The sequence below is a fragment of the Allobosea sp. genome (assembly GCF_017308015.1).
Taxonomy (GTDB): Bacteria; Pseudomonadota; Alphaproteobacteria; order Rhizobiales; family Beijerinckiaceae; genus Allobosea.
Genome location: NZ_JAFKFW010000007.1, coordinates 71,111 through 89,830 on the forward strand (window position 1 = coordinate 71,111; position 18,720 = coordinate 89,830).

At 68.1% G+C, this 18,720-nt stretch carries 18 protein-coding genes; 10 read left to right on the forward strand and 8 right to left on the reverse strand.

From position 1 onward, the window contains the following. The first annotated feature begins 107 nt into the window (after window positions 1–107). On the forward strand, window positions 108–611 hold the full coding sequence (locus J0I42_RS08185) for a tRNA (cytidine(34)-2'-O)-methyltransferase (protein WP_291654335.1): 504 nt from the start codon (window positions 108–110) through the stop codon (window positions 609–611). Continuing rightward, window positions 589–1,515, forward strand: a complete 927-nt coding sequence (gene hemF, locus J0I42_RS08190) for an oxygen-dependent coproporphyrinogen oxidase (protein ID WP_291654336.1) — start codon at window positions 589–591, stop codon at window positions 1,513–1,515. The genes J0I42_RS08185 and hemF overlap by 23 nt, the downstream gene beginning before the upstream one ends. A 27-nt stretch (window positions 1,516–1,542) precedes the next feature. Here hemF and J0I42_RS08195 read toward each other — a convergent pair whose 3' ends face one another. From J0I42_RS08195 to J0I42_RS08210, 4 genes are all read right to left on the reverse strand, one after another. After that, on the reverse strand, window positions 1,543–2,778 hold the full coding sequence (locus tag J0I42_RS08195; protein WP_291654337.1) for a CCA tRNA nucleotidyltransferase: 1,236 nt from the start codon (window positions 2,776–2,778) through the stop codon (window positions 1,543–1,545). Beyond that, window positions 2,775–3,032: a DUF6111 family protein gene (locus J0I42_RS08200; protein WP_291654338.1), complete on the reverse strand. Its 258-nt coding sequence runs from the start codon at window positions 3,030–3,032 to the stop codon at window positions 2,775–2,777. Before J0I42_RS08200 ends, J0I42_RS08195 begins: the two co-directional genes overlap by 4 nt. Before the next feature lie 98 nt (window positions 3,033–3,130). Continuing rightward, on the reverse strand, window positions 3,131–3,790 hold the full coding sequence (locus J0I42_RS08205) for a CoA pyrophosphatase (protein ID WP_291654339.1): 660 nt from the start codon (window positions 3,788–3,790) through the stop codon (window positions 3,131–3,133). Next, complete coding sequence (locus J0I42_RS08210; RefSeq protein ID WP_291654340.1) at window positions 3,784–4,371, reverse strand: DUF1285 domain-containing protein; 588 nt, start codon at window positions 4,369–4,371, stop codon at window positions 3,784–3,786. The genes J0I42_RS08205 and J0I42_RS08210 overlap by 7 nt, the downstream gene beginning before the upstream one ends. 202 nt (window positions 4,372–4,573) lie before the next feature. On the opposite strand from J0I42_RS08210, the gene J0I42_RS08215 reads away from it, so the two are divergent. The 4 genes from J0I42_RS08215 to J0I42_RS08230 are packed head-to-tail and all read left to right on the forward strand — an operon-like array spanning window position 4,574 to window position 11,452. Further along, window positions 4,574–5,596 carry an AAA family ATPase gene (locus tag J0I42_RS08215; protein WP_291654341.1) on the forward strand — a complete coding sequence of 341 codons (1,023 nt, stop codon included), beginning with the start codon at window positions 4,574–4,576 and terminating at the stop codon, window positions 5,594–5,596. 4 nt (window positions 5,597–5,600) lie between these two features. Further along, complete coding sequence (locus tag J0I42_RS08220; RefSeq protein WP_291654342.1) at window positions 5,601–6,518, forward strand: DUF58 domain-containing protein; 918 nt, start codon at window positions 5,601–5,603, stop codon at window positions 6,516–6,518. 12 nt (window positions 6,519–6,530) lie between these two features. After that, window positions 6,531–9,359 (forward strand): DUF4159 domain-containing protein, encoded by a 2,829-nt coding sequence (locus tag J0I42_RS08225; protein ID WP_291654343.1) that lies wholly within the window; start codon window positions 6,531–6,533, stop codon window positions 9,357–9,359. Between the two features lie 2 nt (window positions 9,360–9,361). After that, window positions 9,362–11,452, forward strand: coding sequence for a hypothetical protein (locus J0I42_RS08230; protein ID WP_291654344.1), 2,091 nt, complete (start codon window positions 9,362–9,364; stop codon window positions 11,450–11,452). Here J0I42_RS08230 and J0I42_RS08235 read toward each other — a convergent pair. Continuing rightward, complete coding sequence (locus J0I42_RS08235; RefSeq protein ID WP_291654345.1) at window positions 11,436–11,951, reverse strand: GNAT family N-acetyltransferase; 516 nt, start codon at window positions 11,949–11,951, stop codon at window positions 11,436–11,438. The two genes, J0I42_RS08230 and J0I42_RS08235, sit on opposite strands and share 17 nt — an antisense overlap. Before the next feature lie 343 nt (window positions 11,952–12,294). Between J0I42_RS08235 and J0I42_RS08240 the strand changes: the two genes are divergently transcribed. Then, window positions 12,295–13,818, forward strand: coding sequence for an argininosuccinate lyase (locus tag J0I42_RS08240; protein ID WP_291654346.1), 1,524 nt, complete (start codon window positions 12,295–12,297; stop codon window positions 13,816–13,818). Window positions 13,819–13,836: 18 nt separating this feature from the next. Here J0I42_RS08240 and J0I42_RS08245 read toward each other — a convergent pair whose 3' ends face one another. After that, a complete protein-coding gene (locus J0I42_RS08245) occupies window positions 13,837–14,337 on the reverse strand; it encodes an NUDIX domain-containing protein (RefSeq protein WP_465247661.1) in 501 nt (166 codons plus the stop codon). Between the two features lie 120 nt (window positions 14,338–14,457). Here J0I42_RS08245 and J0I42_RS08250 point away from each other — a divergent pair, with 120 nt between their 5' ends. After that, window positions 14,458–14,598, forward strand: coding sequence for a hypothetical protein (locus J0I42_RS08250; RefSeq protein WP_291654347.1), 141 nt, complete (start codon window positions 14,458–14,460; stop codon window positions 14,596–14,598). Between the two features lie 80 nt (window positions 14,599–14,678). After that, the gene (locus J0I42_RS08255) at window positions 14,679–15,569 is read left to right on the forward strand and encodes a metallophosphoesterase family protein (protein ID WP_291654428.1); all 891 of its coding nucleotides are present in this window, start codon (window positions 14,679–14,681) and stop codon (window positions 15,567–15,569) included. A 6-nt stretch (window positions 15,570–15,575) separates the two neighbouring features. On the opposite strand, the gene J0I42_RS08260 is transcribed toward J0I42_RS08255, so the two are convergent. Continuing rightward, window positions 15,576–16,322, reverse strand: coding sequence for a glucose 1-dehydrogenase (locus J0I42_RS08260; protein WP_133562802.1), 747 nt, complete (start codon window positions 16,320–16,322; stop codon window positions 15,576–15,578). Window positions 16,323–16,425: 103 nt separating this feature from the next. Next, window positions 16,426–18,234, reverse strand: coding sequence for an ATP-binding cassette domain-containing protein (locus J0I42_RS08265; protein ID WP_291654348.1), 1,809 nt, complete (start codon window positions 18,232–18,234; stop codon window positions 16,426–16,428). 136 nt (window positions 18,235–18,370) lie between these two features. On the opposite strand from J0I42_RS08265, the gene J0I42_RS08270 reads away from it, so the two are divergent. Beyond that, window positions 18,371–18,709 carry a hypothetical protein gene (locus J0I42_RS08270; protein ID WP_291654349.1) on the forward strand — a complete coding sequence of 113 codons (339 nt, stop codon included), beginning with the start codon at window positions 18,371–18,373 and terminating at the stop codon, window positions 18,707–18,709. Window positions 18,710–18,720: the final 11 nt, after the last annotated feature.

Here is an 18,720-nt window from a genome sequence, read left to right on the forward strand (position 1 = left end):
TGTCTTCCCTGGTGTGGCATCGCGACGGTTTCGAGGCATATGGTCTTCGCCTGCGCGCATGACCAGCCTGCTTGACGCATATCCGGGCGTCACCGCATGACAGCGCCATGCTTCGCCTCGCCCTTTTCCAGCCGGACATCCCGCAGAACACCGGCACGATGATCCGCATGGCCGCCTGCCTCGGCATTGGCGTGGACATCGTCGAGCCCGCCGCTTTCGACGTTTCTGACCGGCATTTCCGTCGCTCCGGCATGGACTATCTCGAACGCGCTACCGTCCGCCGCCACGACTCCTTCGCCGCTTTCGACGGCTGGCGCCGGGCGCAGGGCCACCGCCTCGTCCTGGCCGAGACAGACGGCAAAACGCCCCTGCCCGATTTTGCCTTCCGCCCGGACGACATCGTCCTCGTCGGGCGCGAATCGGCCGGCGTGACCGCCGAGGTGCAGGCTGCCGCCGAGGCCAGCCTGCACATTCCCATGCGGTCGGGATTGCGTTCGCTCAATGTCGCGCTGGCGGCAGCGATGGTAATGGGCGAGGCATTGCGACAGACTGGCGGCTTTCCGGGCCGCGATGGAACAGAAGCAGAAGATGGTCACCCCGAAACCCGCTGAATCTCCCCTCGTCGACCCTGCCGTCGTCGCAGCGCTGAAACCCCGCGCCTCCGCCTGGTTCGAGACCCTGCGGGATCGCATCTGCGCCGCCTTCGAGGCGGTCGAGGATGAGGCTTCCGGCCCCTTCCCGGCCGAAACCGAAACGCCCGGGCGTTTCGTCCGCACGCCCTGGCAGCGCACCAATCATGATGGCGCACCCGGCGGCGGCGGGGTCATGTCGATCATGAAGGGCCGCGTCTTCGAGAAAGTCGGCGTCCACGTCTCGACCGTACATGGCAGCTTCCATCCGGATTTCGCCGGCCAGATCCCCGGCGCCGCGCAGGATCCACGCTTCCATGCCACCGGCATCTCGCTGATCGCCCATCCCTGGAATCCGCATGCGCCGACCGTGCACATGAACACGCGGCTCGTCGTCACCACGAAGCCCTGGTTCGGCGGTGGCGCCGACCTGACGCCGGTGCTGAATGCGCGCCGCAACCAGGACGACCCGGATACGCGCGCGTTCCACGCCGCGATGCGCGTGCCCTGCGAGCGTTTTCCGGCCGTCGCCGACTATCCGCGCTTCAAGGCCTGGTGCGACGAATATTTCTTTCTGAAGCACCGCAACGAGCCGCGCGGCATCGGCGGCATCTTCTATGATTATGTCTGGACCGGCGATGTCGAGGCCGATTTCGCCTTCACCCAGGCGGTCGGCGAAGCCTTCCTCGGAAGCTATCCCGAGATCCTGCGCCGCAATCTCGGGAAGCCCTGGAGCGAGGCCGAGCGCCACGAGCAGCAGGTCCGGCGCGGCCGCTATGTCGAGTTCAACCTGCTCTATGATCGCGGCACGATCTTCGGCCTGAAGACCGGCGGCAATGTCGATTCCATCCTGTCCTCGATGCCGCCGACGGTACGCTGGCCCTGAGGCCAGAGCCTCCTGCGCAGCCCCGCGCTAGCGGGCTGCGGCCAGAGCGGCTTTGATGAATTCCACCTGCTCATCCGCTCCAGCCGGGCAGCCAGCCTCGATCCAGCTCTGCCGGGCTGCTTCGAGCACCTGCCCGACGCGCGGCCCGGGCGGAATGCCGAGACCGACGACATCCTTGCCCGTCGGTTCGAAGCGCGGCGTCCGGCCGAGTTCGCCGATGAGGCGCTGCACCTCGTCCCAGTTTTCGCTCCCAGCCGTAGCATTCAGCAGGACGAGAGCCGCAGCCGCCGCATCGTCCCCGGCGCCATGAGCGACATGGCGAAGCGCGGCTAAGTCAGGCAGATGTGCCCGTCCCCCCAGGCCTTCCTGCGCTCGCGCAAGACGCTCGATCCTGTCGAACTCCTCGTTCGAAAGCCGGAGCCTCTCGCGCAGGCGCAAGGCGTCCTCGCCGACCGCAACCGCCAGCGCCGCCAGCCGGAAAGCCGGGTAAACGCCAGCACCATCATCTCCAGCGATCGCCGCGAAGCGCGAGAGATACGGCACGCCGCCGATCACCGGCATCAGCAGCCCCGCGCCCGCCATCGCCCGGATGGTCGCAATCACACCGGGCGCGACGAGAAGCTTCAGCAATTCCGCCCGCACCCGCTCCCGCGACAATCCGGCGAGCCCCTCGCGGCCGGCAATGCAGGCGCGCAGACCCTGGGCGTCAGGCTCGCCGGCGCCATAGCGGGCATGGAAGCGGAAGAAGCGCAGGATGCGCAGGTAATCCTCGCGGATACGGGCCGCCGCATCGCCGATGAAGCGTACGCGCCGCTGCGCGAGATCGTCGAGCCCGCCGGAATAATCGTGGAGCTTGCCGTCATGCCCGAGCCCGAGCGCATTGATGGTGAAATCGCGACGCAGCGCGTCTGCCACGAAATCGCGGCCGAACACGACCTTGGCCCGGCGCCCATCGGTCTCGACGTCGCGGCGCAGCGTCGTCACTTCGAAGCTCGCGCCATCCGCGACGAGCGTCACCGTGCCGTGCTCGATCCCGGTCGGCACCGCCTTGAAGCCGGCAGCCCGGCCGCGCCGGATCGTCTCGTCCGGCAAGGCGGTGGTGGCGAGGTCGATGTCGCTTGCCGGCTCGCCGAGCAGGAGATTGCGCACTGCGCCGCCGACGACGCGCGTTTCCTGGCCGTTTCCGTCGAGCGCCAGCAGCAGCCGCGCAAGCACCGGCTGGGCCAGGAAGCGCGCGATCTCACCGGCATGGTCCCCGTTCATTTGAAGCGGCCGGGCACCAGAACCCCGTTCTCCAAGTGCGGCGGCTCGTAGGCGCCTCCGCTGCGGGGAGCGATGAAGCCGCCATAGATCAGCACCGCGATCGCCAGCAAGGCTCCTACGACCGCCAGGGCGAAGGCATGCCGGCTCCAATGCTCGACATCGAACGGGTTGCGCCGCTTGACGACGAGATAGCCTGCGAAGATGCAGAAGGGCAGGACGAAGAGCAGAACTTCTTCGATGATCGCACGCAGCATTGGCTTCGTCGTTCCCGGGCGCGTCGTCCGCGCAAGCTTACTTACATCTCTGAATCGGATTCGTCCGAAAAGTGCATTCCACTTTTCAGGTCGATGCTCTAGCCCGCCAGCCGCTCATAGAGATTGCGGATCATGCCGGCGGTCGCACCCCAGATATAGCGACCCTCGAACGGCATCGCATAGTAGGTGCGGAACTGCCCCTTCCACTCGATACCCTCGCGTTTGTGGTTGGCCGGATCGAGCAAAAAGGAGAGCGGCGTCTCGAAAGCCTCGTCGACCTCGTTGTGGTTGATCGTCAGCGAGAACGGCGGCTCGACCAGCCCCACCACCGGCACGATCCTGTAGCCGGTGCCGGTCAGATAGGCGTCGAGGAAGCCGAGCGTGCGGATATGCGAGCGCGCCAGGCCGATCTCCTCCTCGGTCTCGCGCAGGGCCGTGACGACCGGCGAACCATCGACGGCATCGACACGCCCGCCGGGAAAGGCGACCTGGGCCGAATGACTGCGCAGAGCCGCGGCACGCTGTGTCAGCAATACGGTCGGCCCCGCCGGGCGCGGCACGATGCCGATGAGAACCGCCGCTGGCACAGCGCGCTTCTCGTCGGGGATCGGCACGGGCGAGGGCTGATTCTCGTGGTCCCCGCGCGGCCGCCTGATCACGTCCCCCAACGCCGGCGGTTCTGCCCGAAGACGCTCTCGCGCCAAGGCAGCGAAGTCCTCGGCGCTGAGGTTGAGGGCAGACTCGATTGTCTTCAGCACTCGATGTCCTCGATCTCGCTTGCCGGCAGTGCCGGGTAAAACCGCTCCGCAACGGCGATCCCGAACATGGCCTTGCTTCCGGCGCCCCTGATCTCGCCGAGCGCCAGCAGGTCATAGGTCAAGGCCCGCGTCAGCCGGGCCCAGAGGCCGCGCCGCACATGGACATAGGGTGTCAGCCCATCCTGCGCAGCCCGTGCGAAACGCAAGCCATGGTCCGGCCCGACGCAGACGAGATCGTCGACCTGCGTCCGGAACGCGATGCTCCGGCCGTCCCCCTCGCCATCGACTTGCATCTCGACCGCCTGGAACGGCGCGTCATCGACGGTGATCCCGACCTTCTCGACCGGGGTCACGAGAAAGTAATCGTCGCCATCGCGCTTCAGCACCGAGGAGAACAGCTTCACCAGTGCCGGCCGGCCGATCGGCGTGCCCATGTAGAACCAGCTACCGTCGGCGGCGATGCGCATGTCGAGATCGCCGCAAAACGGTGGATTCCAGCGCTCGACCGGCGGCAGGCCGCGCGCCTTGCCACCGCCGAGCGAGGCCGTCAAACGCTCCATCGCATTGCCCGGTCCCGTCATCGAAAGGCCAATTCCCATCTGCTGCGGCATATTGGTTGCATCGCGTTTCCGCCTTGAACTCCACATAATCGTGAAGCCGAGTTGATGTGTACCATTCCATTCGGCGCTTGAGCCGCCGTGATGGCCCGTCCACACTGAACGGCCGAACGCATCGACGGTTCGCAGGGCGGCGCAACGGCCGGCGACAGTGAAGGAGATCGACATGGCGGCGCAAGCCCGGGCAAACGAGAGCACTTCGCCGATCGACCTCGACACAGGCATCGTCGAGGCGGCGGAAGCCGCGCTCGGCGCCATCGGCGCTGCGCGCAAGGAGATCGGTCAGGTTATCTTCGGCCAGCAGAAGGTCGTCGATCTCTCGCTGGTGACGCTGCTTTCGGGCGGCCACGGCCTGCTCGTCGGCGTGCCCGGCCTCGCCAAGACCAAGCTCGTCGAGGCCATGGGCACCGTATTGGGGCTTGCGGCGCGGCGCGTCCAGTTCACGCCGGACCTGATGCCCTCCGACATTCTCGGCTCCGAGGTTCTCGACGAATCCAGCGACGGCAAGCGCCATTTCCGCTTTATCAAGGGTCCGGTCTTCGCCCAGCTCCTGATGGCGGACGAGATCAACCGCGCCTCGCCGCGCACCCAGTCGGCCCTGCTCCAGGCGATGCAGGAACACCATGTCACGGTCGCCGGCGAACGCTACGATTTGCCGGCGCCCTTCCACGTGCTGGCGACGCAGAACCCGATCGAGCAGGAAGGCACCTATCCTCTGCCCGAGGCCCAGCTCGACCGCTTCCTGCTCGAGATCGACGTCGGCTATCCCGATCGTGAGGCCGAGCGCCGTATCCTGCTGGAGACGACGGGCGCCGCCGAATACAAGCCCTCCCCCGCGATGACCTCCGAGACGCTGATGTCGATCCAGCGCCTCGTCCGCCGCCTGCCGGTCGGCGACGCGGTCGTCGATTCGATCCTCGACCTCGTCCGCTCCGCCCGCCCCGGCGAGGGCGAGGCCTCGGTCACCGACAAGCTCTCCTGGGGCCCCGGCCCCCGCGCCAGCCAGTCGCTGACGCTGGCCGTGCGTGCCCGCGCGCTCGTCGAGGGCCGGCTCGCCCCCTCGGTCGACGACGTCGCAGCGCTCGCCATTCCCGTTCTGAAGCACCGCGTCGCCCTGACTTTCGCCGCCCGCGCAGATGGCGAGACCGTCGAGGGCCTGATCGGCAAACTCGTGGAACGGCTGGGATAGGCCGATGTTGCGCACACGCGTCCTGGGTCCGGGCGAAAGGCGGCCGTCGCGGCCGGTCCTCACGGAATCGCTCGACCTGGCCGCACGCCTGCCCCGCCTGATCCTGGAAGCGCGCCGTGTCTCGGCCAGCATCCACGGCATCCATGGAAGGCGCCGCTCCGGCCCGGGCGAGACCTTCTGGCAGTATCGCCCGCTGGTCGCCGGCGAATCGGCCTCGCGCATCGACTGGCGACGCTCCGCCCGCGACGGCCATCTCTTCGTGCGCGAGCGCGAATGGGAAGCCTCGCACTCGATCTGGCTCTGGATCGACCGATCGCCCTCGATGGGTTTCGCCTCCTCGCTCGCCATGGCCTCGAAACTCGACCGCGCATTGGTCGCGGGCTTCGCGCTGGCCGAGACGATGGTCGAAGGCGGCGAGCGCGTCGGCCATCTCGGACTGACGCGGGCGCTGGCCTCGCGCCGCATCGTCGAGACGCTGGCGCAGGCGATCCTCGCCGACGAGCGCAACGTCTCCCCCGACCTGCCGCCGGAAGCGCCTTTGCCCCGACTGGCCGAGGCCATCATCATCACCGACGGGCTCTCGCCCGCCGCGGCGCTGACCCAGCGGATCGTTACGCTCGGCTCGTCGGGCGCTCGCGGCCATGTCCTGCTGATCGCCGATCCGATCGAGGAAACCTTTCCCTTCAGCGGCCAGGCCGAGCTCTTCGACCTGGAGGACGGGCTGACCCTGCGCGTCGGCGATGCCGGCGCCTGGGGCGAATCCTATCGCCAGCGCCTCGCCGCTCATCGCGACGCCATCGCGGAAACCTGCCGCAAGGCTGGCTGGACCCTGACGCTGCATCGCACCGACCGGCCGGCCAGCGAAGCGGTGCTGCGTATCGCGAGCCTCGTCGCCGCATCGCGCAGCGCCTCGGGCTTCTGAGGGGGATCGCCGATGCTCAGCGCCCTGCCCTTCAGCTTCTCCGCCCCGCTCGCTCTCGTCGCGCTTGCCCTGCTGCCGGCGCTCTGGCTGATCCTGCGCGTGACCCCACCGCGCCCGCGCCGGATCGATTTCCCGCCATTGAAGATCATGGCGGACCTTGTCGCCAAGCGCGAGACACCGGCTCATACGCCCTGGTGGCTGCTCGCCCTGCGCATGGCGGTGGCCGCGCTCGCGATCCTCGCCGTCGCCGGCCCGGTCTGGAATCCCGTTCGCGACGCCGCGCCCTCGCGCGGCCCTGTCCTGCTGCTGATCGATAACGGCTTCGGCGCCGCCACCGACTGGTCCGAGCGCGTCGCGGTCGCCGAATCGCGCATTGCCGCCGCGACCCGCGAAGGCCGCCCGGTCGCAGTCGTCGGCCTCGCCGAAGCGCCTGCCGCGATCGCCCTGGCCGAACCGCGCATCGCGCTCGACCGTCTGCGTGCGCTGCCGCTCCAGCCGCATGCGCCGGATCGCTCTGCTCATCTCCAGCGCATCGAGACCTTCCTGCAGGGCTCGCCCAGTGCCGAGATCGTCTGGGTCGCGGACGGTCTCGCCGTTTCCGACGACGGCAGCTTCCTCGGGCGTCTGAAGCAGGATGCCGAGGCACGCCGCCTCGCGATCCATGCCGCACCGGCAGCGCAGCTTGGCCTCTCCGCGCCCGAGAACCTCGCAGGCGCCCTGACGGTCAAGGTTCTGCGCCCGACCGCCAGTGCTTCCGCGACGGGCCAGGTCCGCGCGCTGGATCTCAAGGGCCTGCCGCTCGGCAATGCGCCCTTCACGTTCGAAGGCAGCAACCTCGAAACCACCGCGCGCCTGACCTTGCCGATCGAGGTCCGCAACGCCGTCTCGCGGCTGGAGATCATCGGCGAACGCAGTGCCGGTGCCGTGGCCCTGCTCGATGACCGGGCCAAACGCCGCCGCATCGGCCTGGTCTCCGGCGCGACGGCCGATACCGCGCAACCATTGCTGTCGCCGACCTATTACCTGTCCCGCGCCCTCCAGCCCTTCGCCGAAATCCGCGAACCACGTCAGGGATCGACCGATCCGATCGGCGAATTGCTGGCGCAGAATCTCTCGGTGCTGGTCCTCGCCGATATCGGCGCGCTCGATCGCGAGACGGCCGAGAAGGTGACGAGCTTCGTCGAGCGCGGTGGTGTGTTGCTGCGGTTTGCCGGTGCGCGCCTTGCCGCCGCCTCCGATGAGCTGACGCCCGTGCGCCTGCGCCGGGGAGGCCGCACGCTCGGCGGCGGCCTGTCCTGGGAAACGCCGCGCAAGCTCGCGCCTTTCACCCGCGAAAGCCCGTTCTTCGGCCTGACCATCAGTGACGACATCCGTGTCACCCGCCAGATCCTGGCCGAACCGGAGCCCGATCTCTCGCGCAAGACCTGGGCGGCGCTGGAGGACGGCACGCCCGTCGTCACCGGCGAGCGGCGCGGCGACGGTCTGATCGCCATGGTCCATGTCACCGCCGACACCACCTGGTCGAACCTTCCGCTTTCGGGCCTCTTCGTCGACATGCTCCGCAAGATCGTCAATCTCGCCGGCAACGGCCCTGCTGCGGCAGAAGCACAGAGCGATGACAAGCGCGTCGAAACCCTGTCGCCGACGCGCGTTCTCGATGGCATCGGCCAGTTCCGCACGCCGCCGGCCACCGCCCAGCCGGTGGCGCGCAACTATGCCGGCCGCGCGACGCTCGCCCACCCGCCCGGTCTCTACGGCCCGACCGACGGCTCCCTCGCGGTCAACGCACTGACGCCGACCGATAAGCTCACCGCGCTGGATCTCGCCAGCCTCGGCGTCTCTGTTCTGCCGATCGACGAGCCGATCGCGCGCGACATCCGTCCGCCGCTGCTCGTCCTAGCCTTGCTGCTGCTCGTCGCCGACACATTGGCGACGCTCTGGCTCGGTGGGCGCCTGAATGTCGCCAGCTTGCGCAAGGTCGCCGCGCCTACTGCGATCCTGATCGCAGTAGGCGCCTCCCTCGCCCTGGCACCTGACCCGGTGCATGCTCAGCAACCGGCCCCGAATGCGCAGGTCGATACCCGCCCGCCGATCCCGCGTGCCCTCCTCGCCAATGGCGCGATGACGAGGCTCGCCTATGCCGTGACCGGCGACAAGCCCGTCGACGACATGTCGAAGGCAGGGCTCCTCGGCCTCAACATGGTGCTCGGCGCCCGCACGGCCCTCGAGCCGGGCGAGCCGGTCGGCGTCAGCGTCGAGCGCGACGAACTCGCCTTCTTCCCCGTGTTGTACTGGCCCATCGTCGCGGGTCGGCCGCTGCCTTCGGCCGAGACCTTGCGCAAGCTCGAAGCCTATATGAAGGGCGGCGGGCTCGTGATCTTCGATACCCGCGACGCGATGAGTGCCCGCCCCGGTGGCGGCACCACCCCCGAGGGCGACCAGCTCAAGCGCATGCTGCAGACGCTCGATATTCCCGAGCTGGAGCCGCTGCCCCGCGACCACGTCCTGACCAAGACCTTCTACATCCTCGACGAGCTCGTCGGCCGCTACGATACCGGCACGACCTGGGTCGAGACCCTGCCGCCCGCCGATAGCGACGGGCGCCGCCCGGCGCGGGCCGGCGACAATGTCTCGCCGATCATCATCACCGCCAACGACCTCGCCGCCGCCTGGGCGATCGACCGGCGCGGCGAAGGACTGGTGCCGCTCTCCGGCGGCGATCCGCGCCAACGCGAGATGGCGCTGCGCGGCGGCGTCAACCTCGTAATGTACGCGCTCACCGGCAACTACAAGGCCGATCAGGTCCACGTCCCGGCCCTGCTCGAGCGTCTGGGGCAATAGCCATGTGGAGCGTCTCCTTCGCCCCGATGGTGCCCCTGCCGCTGCTGATCGGGCTTGCCGTGCTCGCGGCTTTGGCTGCCGGCGCGGCCATCGTTCTGGCCGGCCGCAGCGCCATCCTGCGCGCGCTCGCGCTCGTCGTGCTGACGATCGCGCTCGCCGACCCCTCGCTCGTTTTCGAGGATCGCGAGCCGGTCAAGGATGTCGTCTCGGTCGTGGTCGACCGCTCGGCCTCGAACCGCCTCGCCGACCGCTCGGCCCAGACCGATGCCGCGGTCGCCGAGATCGAGCGGCAGTTGCGTGGCATCCCGAATGTCGAACCGCGCATCGTCGACCTGCGCGACGCCCAGGGCACGAATGACGGCACACGCCTGTTCGAGGCCCTGTCGGCGAGCCTCGCCGACGTGCCTTCGGAGCGCGTCGCCGGCGCTATCGCGATCACCGACGGCCTCGCCCATGACGCCCCGCCCAATGCCGAGGCGCTCGGCCTGCGCGCCCCGCTGCATGTCCTCACCACCGGCCGCAATGCCGAGATCGACCGCCGCATCGTGCTGGTCGATTCACCGCGTTTCGGCATCGTCGGAAAGGACCAGATCATCCGTCTGCGCGTCGTCGACAAGGGTGGTCCCGGCCGCGCCGGGCTCACCATTCGGCGCGACGGCGAGATCATCGCCCGCCGCGAGGTCGCCACCGGCCAGACCGTGCAGGTCCCCGTCCGCATCGACCGGGGCGGACCGAATGTCGTCGAGATCGAGGCTCAGGCCATCGACAACGAGCTGACGCTGGCGAACAACCGCGCCGTTATTACAATTGAGGGTGTCAGGGACAAACTTCGCGTGCTGCTGGTCTCGGGAGAGCCGCATCCGGGCGAGCGCACCTGGCGCAATCTCCTCAAGGCCGACGCCAATGTCGATCTCGTGCATTTCACCATCCTGCGCCCGCCGGAGAAGCAGGACGGCACGCCGATCAACGAGCTCTCGCTGATCGCCTTCCCGACGCGCGAGCTCTTCCAGGTCAAGATCAAGGAATTCGACCTGATCATCTTCGACCGCTACGCCAACCAGTCGATCCTGCCGCTGCTCTATTTCGAGAATATCGTGCGCTATGTCCGCGACGGCGGCGCGCTGCTCGTCGCCGCCGGCCCAGAATATGCGGGCTCCCAAACGCTGGCGCGCACGCCGCTCGGCCAGATCCTGCCGGCCCTGCCCGATGGCAGCGTCATCGACGAGGCGTATCGCGCTGAGGTCAGCGAGCCCGGCAAGCGCCACCCCGTCACCCGCGATCTGCCCGGCTCGGAGGTCTCGCCCCCGCGCTGGGGCGAATGGCTGCGCATGGTCGGCGCTCAGGCACGAGCCGGCGGCGCGCCGGTCATGACCGGCCCGGGCGACCGGCCGCTCCTGATGCTGGCCCGCGAGCAGAAGGGCCGCGTCGCGCTCTTCCTCTCCGACCATGCCTGGCTCTGGGCCCGCGGATTCCGCGACGGCGGCCCCTATCTCGACCTGCTGCGCCGCCTCAGCCACTGGCTGATGAAAGAGCCGGAGCTGGAGGAGGAGGCGCTGCGCGCCACCGTCCGCGGCGCGAGCGTCGAGGTCGAGCGTCAGACGCTGCGCGACAATCCCGGCCCCATCACCATCACGGGTCCGGACGGGCAGTCGCGTACGGTAACGCTGGAGCCCGGCCGCCCCGGCCTGTTCACCGCCCGCATCCCGACCGGGGATCTCGGCCTCTACCGTCTGACCTCCGACAACCTCACCGCCTTCGCCAGCGTCGGGCCGGAAAACCCGCGCGAACTGATGGAAGTGGTCAGCGATCCCAGCGCGCTCCAGCAACTGGCGCAGGCGACCGGTGGCTCGTCTCGCCGCATCGGCCGCGAGAGCGGCTCGGCCGTCAACGTGCCGCGCATCGTGCCCGTGCGTTCGGGCAGCCAGTTCGCCGGCAATGACTGGATCGGCCTGCGGATCAGCGATTCCGGCATCGTGCGCGGCGTGCGCATCTCGCCGCTCTTCATCGGGCTGATCGGCCTCGCCGTGCTGTTCGGTGCGCTCGTCGCCGGCTGGCTGGGCGAGAGCGGCCGGCGCCTCAGGCGTCAGAGCTGAAGCGCATCGAGGTCACCGCCCCGCTGCGCTGCTTCAGCACGCCCTCGACCAGCTCCAGCGCGAGGAAGCGCGCCGGATCGGCCGGCCCCGGCAGCACGAGCTGACCGGGCGGCAGGACCTTGAAACCGAAACGGGCGTAATAGGGCGCGTCCCCGATCAGCATGATCAGATCATGCCCGGTCTCGCGTGCGGCCTCGATCGAGCGGTTCATCAGCGCGGCGCCGATGCCACGGCCCTCGAAGGCGGGGTCGACGGTCAGCGGACCAAGCATCAGCGCCTTGTGGCCGCCGGCGAGAACCGCCGTCACTTTCACCGAGCCGACGAGGAAGGTCCCGACATGAGCTGCGAAGGAAAGGGCATGATCGGGCGGAACGCCCTCGCGCAGGCGGAAGGCGGTGCGGGCGAAACGGCCGGGGCCGAAGGCGCGCTCATGCAGGCGCTCGATCGCGGCGGCGTCCACGGGGAGTTCGTGGCGGATGGTCAAAGGCAGGGATGTCATGATGATCGACGCTTAAGCGGGAGGCGGATCGGCTGAGCGAAGTCAGGCGCGTGCGGGCGCATGACCGGAAGGCGCATTCAGCGCGCCGGTCGTCGCAGGTCTCGCAGGCTCAGGCGGATCATCATGGAAGCGCCTCTACAACATCAGGCCGAAAAGTGGAATCCACTTTTCGGAAAAATCTGATGCGACGCCGAATGGCGTTGGAGTGACATCCATCCATCTTGCGCCGATCGCTCGCGGAGACTTGTCGGCCTCGCCGCTTTGGTCTCAATTCTGGTTTCGCGGCGGGGGAACAGGCCACGGAAGCCGCAGGCGATCTCGCCTGCCGGAACGGAGACGACCGATGTCCGGATACAAGCCGCTCGCCGCCGCCCTGCTCCTGGCGGCGGCCTCCCTGCCCGCTCACGCCCAACAGCCGACACCACCGAAGGAGCCCGTCCGGGACGAGTTCTTCTGGCTAGGCGAGATCAACAAGGCGAGTACGGTCATCAATGCCGAGCAGGGTCTGCTCGACCGGGCGCTGGCGCCGAAGCTGGCGCAGGGCATCGCCAAGGTGATCGAGGCCGGCAACCAGCCCGGTGCGAGGCGCCCCTCCACGGTCATCACCTTCGAGCCCCTGATGATCAAGGAGGCCGGGGTCGAGGTCACGCTGATTCATGCCGGACGCTCCAGTCAGGACATGCACGCAACCTATCGCGCCGCGATCATGCGCGAGCGGCTGCTGACGCTTGCCGACCAGCTCAACCGCGCGACACGGACCATGGTCGAGCTCGCCGCGACCCATCGCGACACGGTCGTACCGAACTACACCAACGGGGTTGCCGCCCAGCCCAACAGCTACGGCCATTACCTGCTCGGCCTCGCCGCCGGGCTCGACCGCGACGCGCAGCGCATCCGTGAGACCTATGCCCGCGTCGACCGGTCGCCGATGGGTACGACCGTGCTCAACGGCACGAGCTGGCCACTCGATCGCCAGCGCATGGCGGACTATCTCGGCTTCGCCGCCCTCGTCGACAACGCCTATGACGCCTCGCAGATCGCCGCAGCCGACTTGCCGATCGAGGTCGGCGGCATCGTCACCGGCATCGCGCTCCATGTCGGCGGCTTCATCGAGGACGTGATGACGCAATATGCGCAATCGCGCCCCTGGATCATCCTGCGCGAGGGCGGCGGCAACACCTATGTCTCCAGCGCCATGCCGCAAAAGCGCAATCCCGGCCTCCTGAACGGCACCCGCGAGAGCGCATCCACCGCTCTTTCGCTGGCGATGGGGCCGGTCTTCAGGGCGCATAACATCCCGCCCGGCATGCCCGATGCCAAGGATGCCAAGGCCAACAGTGCCATGACCGACAGTGCGACCCGGGCCCTGCAGGGCCTCGAGCGCATCCTGAAGGCGCTTGCCATCGACCCGGAACGCGCACTCGAGGAGCTGAACAGCGACTGGACCGCCTCGCAGGAACTCGCGGACGTCCTGATGCGGAAATACAGGCTGCCCTTCCGCGCCGGCCATCATTTCGCGTCCGAGGTCGTCGACTACGCCAAGCTCCACAATATCAAGCCGACCGAGTTTCCCTATGCGCAGGCCCAGGCGATCTACCGCAAGGCGGCCGCGGAGATGGGGCTCGCCGCTGCCGAATTGCCGATGAACGAGGCCGAGTTCCGTTCGACGCTCGATCCCGTCGCCATCATCAGGAACCGCGCGACCTCCGGCGGCCCGCAGCCGGCGGAGATGGACCGGATGCTGGCCGAGGCGAAGCAGCGCCTAGACCGGCAGGACACCTGGATCAAGGATCGGCGCGAGAAGATCGCCGCGGCGCTGGCAAAACTCGACGCCGATTTCGGCGCGCTGGCGAAAAGCGCGAACTGAGCGGCCGGGCCGCCGCTTTCACCAGTCCGTGGCCGGCGGCTGTCCGGACGTGATCTCCGCTAGCCGCCGCCGCGTCGCCGGCGTCGTGCCCTCCGGCAGGCCATCGAGCGGGAAGAAGCCGGCCTCCGCGATCTCGCGGTCCGGCTGCTTGACATATTCGACCCGGAACCGGCGCAGCACGTAGACGGCGACATGGTCGCGGCGCGAGATTCTGCGGTTGAAGAAGAGTCCGTGCAGGATCGGCCGTTCGGTCGGAACGATGCCCGCCTCCTCCGACAATTCGCGGTCGAGCGACAATTCAGCGGTCTCGCCGACTTCGACCCCGCCACCGGGAAAGTGCCAGCCGGGCACATAGGTATGGCGGATCAGGAAGACCTCGCCACGCTCGTTCAGCACGACGGCGCGCACGCCGAAGGTCATGCCCCGCGCGAAACGGAAATAGACGTGCAGCAGCCGCGTCAGCAGGCGCTGCGCGAGCGTTCGCGGCCTTTCCGGATCGGCGGCTGACTGGGGCGTCACTGATTGCATCCTGGCCATTCTCAAGGACGAGTTAATTGTCTATGCAAAAACCGCATGACGGACCGTCAAGCACATCAGTTGTTCCGCCACAAACGCGCCCCAAATGAGGCGGATACCGCAGTGCAACATCAGGACCCCAAGACCATGCTTCTCTCCTTCATCATTGCCCGCTTCAAGGCCAAGCCGGCCTATGTCTGGAAGCCCGCCGTCACGCTGACCGATTCTCGCATCGTGTCGGAACTGACCGGCGCCGCCAACTGAGGTCTTCCGACCTTTCCGCAGTCCAGGCGCGCCGCCGGCGCGCTTGACTGACGGCCTCCTGTGGGGGCAAGCGCTTGAGCGTGTTCAAGCTCGCGCATCTGTCAGACCCGCATCTCGGCCCGCTCGCCGGGTTTTCGCTGCATCAGCTCTTCGGCAAACGCGCGACCGGTTACGTCAACTGGCGTCGCAAGCGTCGGCACGCCCATGACATGGATATCCTGGCGCGCATCGTCGCCGACATCCACGCCCATGAGCCCGACCATATCGCCTGCACCGGCGACGTCGCCCATATCGGCCTGCCCGACGAATTCAAGACCGCCATCGCCTTCCTCGATACGCTGGGTCCGCGCGAAACGGTCAGCTTCGTCCCCGGCAATCACGATGCCTACGCGCGCTCGTCGCTGAAGCCGCTGGCCGGACTGCTCGCGCCCTGGATCGCCGATGACGAGGGCAAGGCTGGCTATCCCTGGTATCGCCGCCGCGGCCCCCTCGCACTGATCGGCATCAACAGCGGCGTGCCGACCTTGCCGCTGATGGCGACCGGCCGTGTCGGCAGCGAGCAGATCGCCCGGACCGAAGCGCTGCTCGACCGCGCCCGCGACGAAGGCCTGATCCGTGTCGTATTGATCCATCATCCGCCCTATCTCGGCGGCGCCAGGCGTGGCCGAGAGCTGGTCGACGCCGCAGCCTTCGAGGCCATGCTGAAACGCAAGGGCGCCGACCTCGTCCTGCACGGCCACAATCACAGCTTCTCGCTGGCCTGGCGGCCGGGGCCCCGCCGCGACGTGCCGATCGTCGGCGTGCCCTCGGCCTCGATCGGCCCGCGCGGCCATGACGAGCTCGGCACCTGGCATCTCTTCCACATCGATGGCGATGCGGCAGAGCCCAGGATCACGCTCGAGCAGCGCGGCTTCGAACCGGACGGCACGGTGGTGCGCCGTCAGGAAATCGCACTGATGAAGGGTCCCTGAAGCGCCTCAGACGCAGCGGCCGCCGTCGACGGCGAGCACCGAGCCCGTGACCATGTCGGCCTCGTCCGAGCACAGGAACAGCGCGGCATTGGCGATGTCCTGCGGCGTCGAGAAGCGGCCCCACGGGATCGAGGCGGTGAACTGCGCGCGGCGCTCCGGCGTGTCCTCGCCCATGAAGGTGGCGAGCAGCGGCGTCTCGCCCGCGACAGGCGCGATCGCGTTGACCCGGATCTTGTCGGGCGCAAGCTCGACCGCCATCGACTGCGAGATCAGGTTCGCGGCGCCCTTCGAGCCGTTGTACCAGGTCAGGCCCGGACGCGGTCGCACGCCGGCCGTCGAGCCGATATTCAGGATCACGCCGCCGCCATGCTGCCGGAAATGCGGCACGGTCGCGCGCGCCATCAGATAGATCGACTTCACGTTCACCGCAAAGATCCGGTCGAATTCTTCCTCGGTCACCTCGGTCATCGGCTTGTTGCGATGGGTGGTGCCGGCATTGTTCACGACGATGTCGAGCCGGCCGACCTTGGCCAGGATCTTCTCGACCGCCTTGTCGACGCTCTTCGCCTTGCCGACATCGCAGGTCACGGCGAAGGCCTTGCGGCCGATCGCCTTGGCGGCCTCCTTGGCCTTGTCGCCGTTGATGTCGAGCACCGCGACGCGCGCGCCCTCGCGCACGAAAGTCTCGGCGATGCCGAAGCCGAACCCCTGCGCTGCGCCGGTCACCAGCGCCGTCTTGCCCTTCAGTCTCATGGTCGTTCCTCGTGGTCTTGATGCCACGATGTTTGAAACGATTGAGCGCTGCGGTAAATCCGCTTTCGCGCGCAGCCCGATACGGAAATCGAATGGCGGGGCCTTAAGCTCCGATCTCCTCGCGCAGCATCTCCAGCTCCAGCCAGCGCTCCTCGGCTTCGCCGATCTCGCGTGCGACCTCTTCCAATCGCGTCGTCGCCTTGGCGAAGAGCTTGGGATCGCGTGTGTAGAGATCGCCGGCAACCGCCGCATTGAGCTTCGCGGCCTCGGCCTGCAAGGCGTCGATCTTCTTCGGCAGCGTCTCCAACGCATGCTTCTCGTTGAAGGAGAGCTTGCGCCTGGAGGCAGATGCAGCAGGCGCCGACGCAGCAGTCTTGGACGCTGCGGGTGCCGCCTTCTCGACCGGCCGCGCCTTGGCCCCGACGCCGCGTCCGCGCTGCGCCAGCATGTCGGAATAGCCGCCCGCGAATTCAGTCCAGACGCCGTCACCATCCGAGATCAGCACGGAGGAGACAACGCGGTCGATGAAGTCGCGATCGTGGCTGACCAGCAGCACCGTGCCCTGATAGTCGGCGAGCAGTTCCTGCAACAGGTCGAGCGTCTCGAGGTCGAGATCGTTGGTCGGCTCGTCCAGCACCAGCAGGTTGGAGGGCTTGGCCAGTGCCCGCGCCAGCATCAGGCGCCCGCGCTCGCCGCCGGAGAGCGCCCCGACCGGCGTGCCGCGCTGGATCGGCTGGAACAGGAAGTCCTTCATGTAGGAGATGACATGGCGCGGCTGGCCGCCGACCATGACCTGGTCCGAACCACCGCCGGTCAGGGCATCGCCGAGCGGCGTTTCCGGATCGAGGCTTTCGCGACGCTGGTCGAGCGTCACCATCTCCAGCGCCGTGCCGAGCTTCACCTTGCCGGAATCCGGCGCGAGCGCTCCGGTCAGCAGGTTGATCAGCGTGGTCTTGCCGGCGCCGTTCGGCCCGACGATGCCGATCCGGTCGCCGCGTGCGACGCGCAGCGACAGGTTTTTGACGATGGTGTTGTCGCCATAGGCCTTGGCGACATCGATCGCCTCGATGACGAGCTTGCCGGAGGCCTGCGCCTCGCTCGCTTCCAGCCGGACATTGCCTTGCGCAGCGCGGGCAGTGCGGCGCTGGTCACGCAAGGCATGAAGCTCGCCGAGCCTTCTCTGGTTGCGGGTGCGCCGGGCACTGACGCCATAGCGCAGCCAGTCCTCCTCGCGCGCGATCTTGCGGTCGAGCTTATGGCGGTCGAGCTCTTCCTGCGCCAGAACCTCGTCCCGCCACGCCTCGAACTCGCCGAAGCCCCGCTCGGCCCGCCGGGTCACGCCGCGATCGAGCCAGATCGTCGCGCGCGAGAGTGAAGTCAGGAAGCGGCGGTCGTGGCTGATCAGCACCATGGCCGAGCGCAGTGATTTCAGCTCCTGCTCCAGCCATTCGATGACGGGCAGGTCGAGATGGTTGGTCGGCTCGTCGAGCAGCAGGATGTCCGGCTCGGGCGCCAGCACGCGCGCCAGCGCCGCGCGGCGCCCCTCGCCGCCCGACATCGAGGCCGGATTCTCCTGCCCGGTCAGGCCGAGCTCGGTCAGCAGGTACTGCGCGCGATAGGCGTCGTCGCCCGGTCCGAGCCCAGCCTCGACATAAGCGAGCGCGGTGTCGAACCCGGTGAAATCCGGCTCCTGCGGCAGATAGCGGATGGTCGAGCCCGGCTGGACGAAGCGCTCGGCATGATCGGGCTCGACCAGACCCGCCGCGATCTTGAGCAGCGTCGACTTGCCCGAGCCGTTGCGGCCGACAAGGCAGACGCGCTCCCCGGCCGAGACCGCGATCTCGGCGGCTTCAAGCAGCGGCTGTCCGCCGAAAGTGAGCGCGACGTCGCGCAGATGCAGCAAGGGGGCCATGATCCGTCCTGTGTTCGGCCTGCGGGATAGACCGCCGCCGCCGCCCTGTCACGTCCGCAGGCTCTGGCACGGCCTTTGCCAGTCGCCTTCAGCCCCTTATCGTGATCGGGATTTAGATCTGGTGAGTCCAAGAGCGATGCCCAGCGAACGCCCGATCGGGATCGGCCATAATGGCGGTCCGCCGCTGAAGGAGCGCAAGCGCCGCGCCGCCACCGGCTCAGGCAAGATCGGCCGCTATTTCGACTGGCGCTTCGCCCATCGCAAGGCCTGGAAGAAGCCCCGCGACATCGCGCTCCGGCGCGAGGAGAAGGCTTCCGCACTCGGCCTGACCTACGAGGAATACTCGCTCGAGATCATGGAGCGCGGCTATTTCCCGCAGCCCGAGCATGTCGAGACGATCAAGTCGAAGCGCGCCCAGCGCCGCAAGGATGGCGGCGTGGTTGGCCAATCGCTCAAGGGGATGAAGCTAAGCTGAGCTGAGCTAAG

Bases quoted from the DNA above. Each gene is read 5' to 3' on its own strand.
- J0I42_RS08200 (WP_291654338.1), bottom strand. From the start codon at position 3,032: ATGCTGCGTGCGATCATCGAAGAAGTTCTGCTCTTCGTCCTGCCCTTC.
- J0I42_RS08220 (WP_291654342.1), top strand. From the start codon at position 5,601: ATGTTGCGCACACGCGTCCTGGGTCCGGGCGAAAGGCGGCCGTCGCGG.
- J0I42_RS08210 (WP_291654340.1), bottom strand. From the start codon at position 4,371: ATGACGGGACCGGGCAATGCGATGGAGCGTTTGACGGCCTCGCTCGGC.
- J0I42_RS08185 (WP_291654335.1), top strand. From the start codon at position 108: ATGCTTCGCCTCGCCCTTTTCCAGCCGGACATCCCGCAGAACACCGGC.
- J0I42_RS08260 (WP_133562802.1), bottom strand. From the start codon at position 16,322: ATGAGACTGAAGGGCAAGACGGCGCTGGTGACCGGCGCAGCGCAGGGG.
- J0I42_RS08225 (WP_291654343.1), top strand. From the start codon at position 6,531: ATGCTCAGCGCCCTGCCCTTCAGCTTCTCCGCCCCGCTCGCTCTCGTC.
- hemF (WP_291654336.1), top strand. From the start codon at position 589: ATGGTCACCCCGAAACCCGCTGAATCTCCCCTCGTCGACCCTGCCGTC.
- J0I42_RS08195 (WP_291654337.1), bottom strand. From the start codon at position 2,778: ATGAACGGGGACCATGCCGGTGAGATCGCGCGCTTCCTGGCCCAGCCG.
- J0I42_RS08240 (WP_291654346.1), top strand. From the start codon at position 12,295: ATGTCCGGATACAAGCCGCTCGCCGCCGCCCTGCTCCTGGCGGCGGCC.
- J0I42_RS08230 (WP_291654344.1), top strand. From the start codon at position 9,362: ATGTGGAGCGTCTCCTTCGCCCCGATGGTGCCCCTGCCGCTGCTGATC.
- J0I42_RS08270 (WP_291654349.1), top strand. From the start codon at position 18,371: ATGCCCAGCGAACGCCCGATCGGGATCGGCCATAATGGCGGTCCGCCG.
- J0I42_RS08265 (WP_291654348.1), bottom strand. From the start codon at position 18,234: ATGGCCCCCTTGCTGCATCTGCGCGACGTCGCGCTCACTTTCGGCGGA.
- J0I42_RS08235 (WP_291654345.1), bottom strand. From the start codon at position 11,951: ATGACATCCCTGCCTTTGACCATCCGCCACGAACTCCCCGTGGACGCC.
- J0I42_RS08215 (WP_291654341.1), top strand. From the start codon at position 4,574: ATGGCGGCGCAAGCCCGGGCAAACGAGAGCACTTCGCCGATCGACCTC.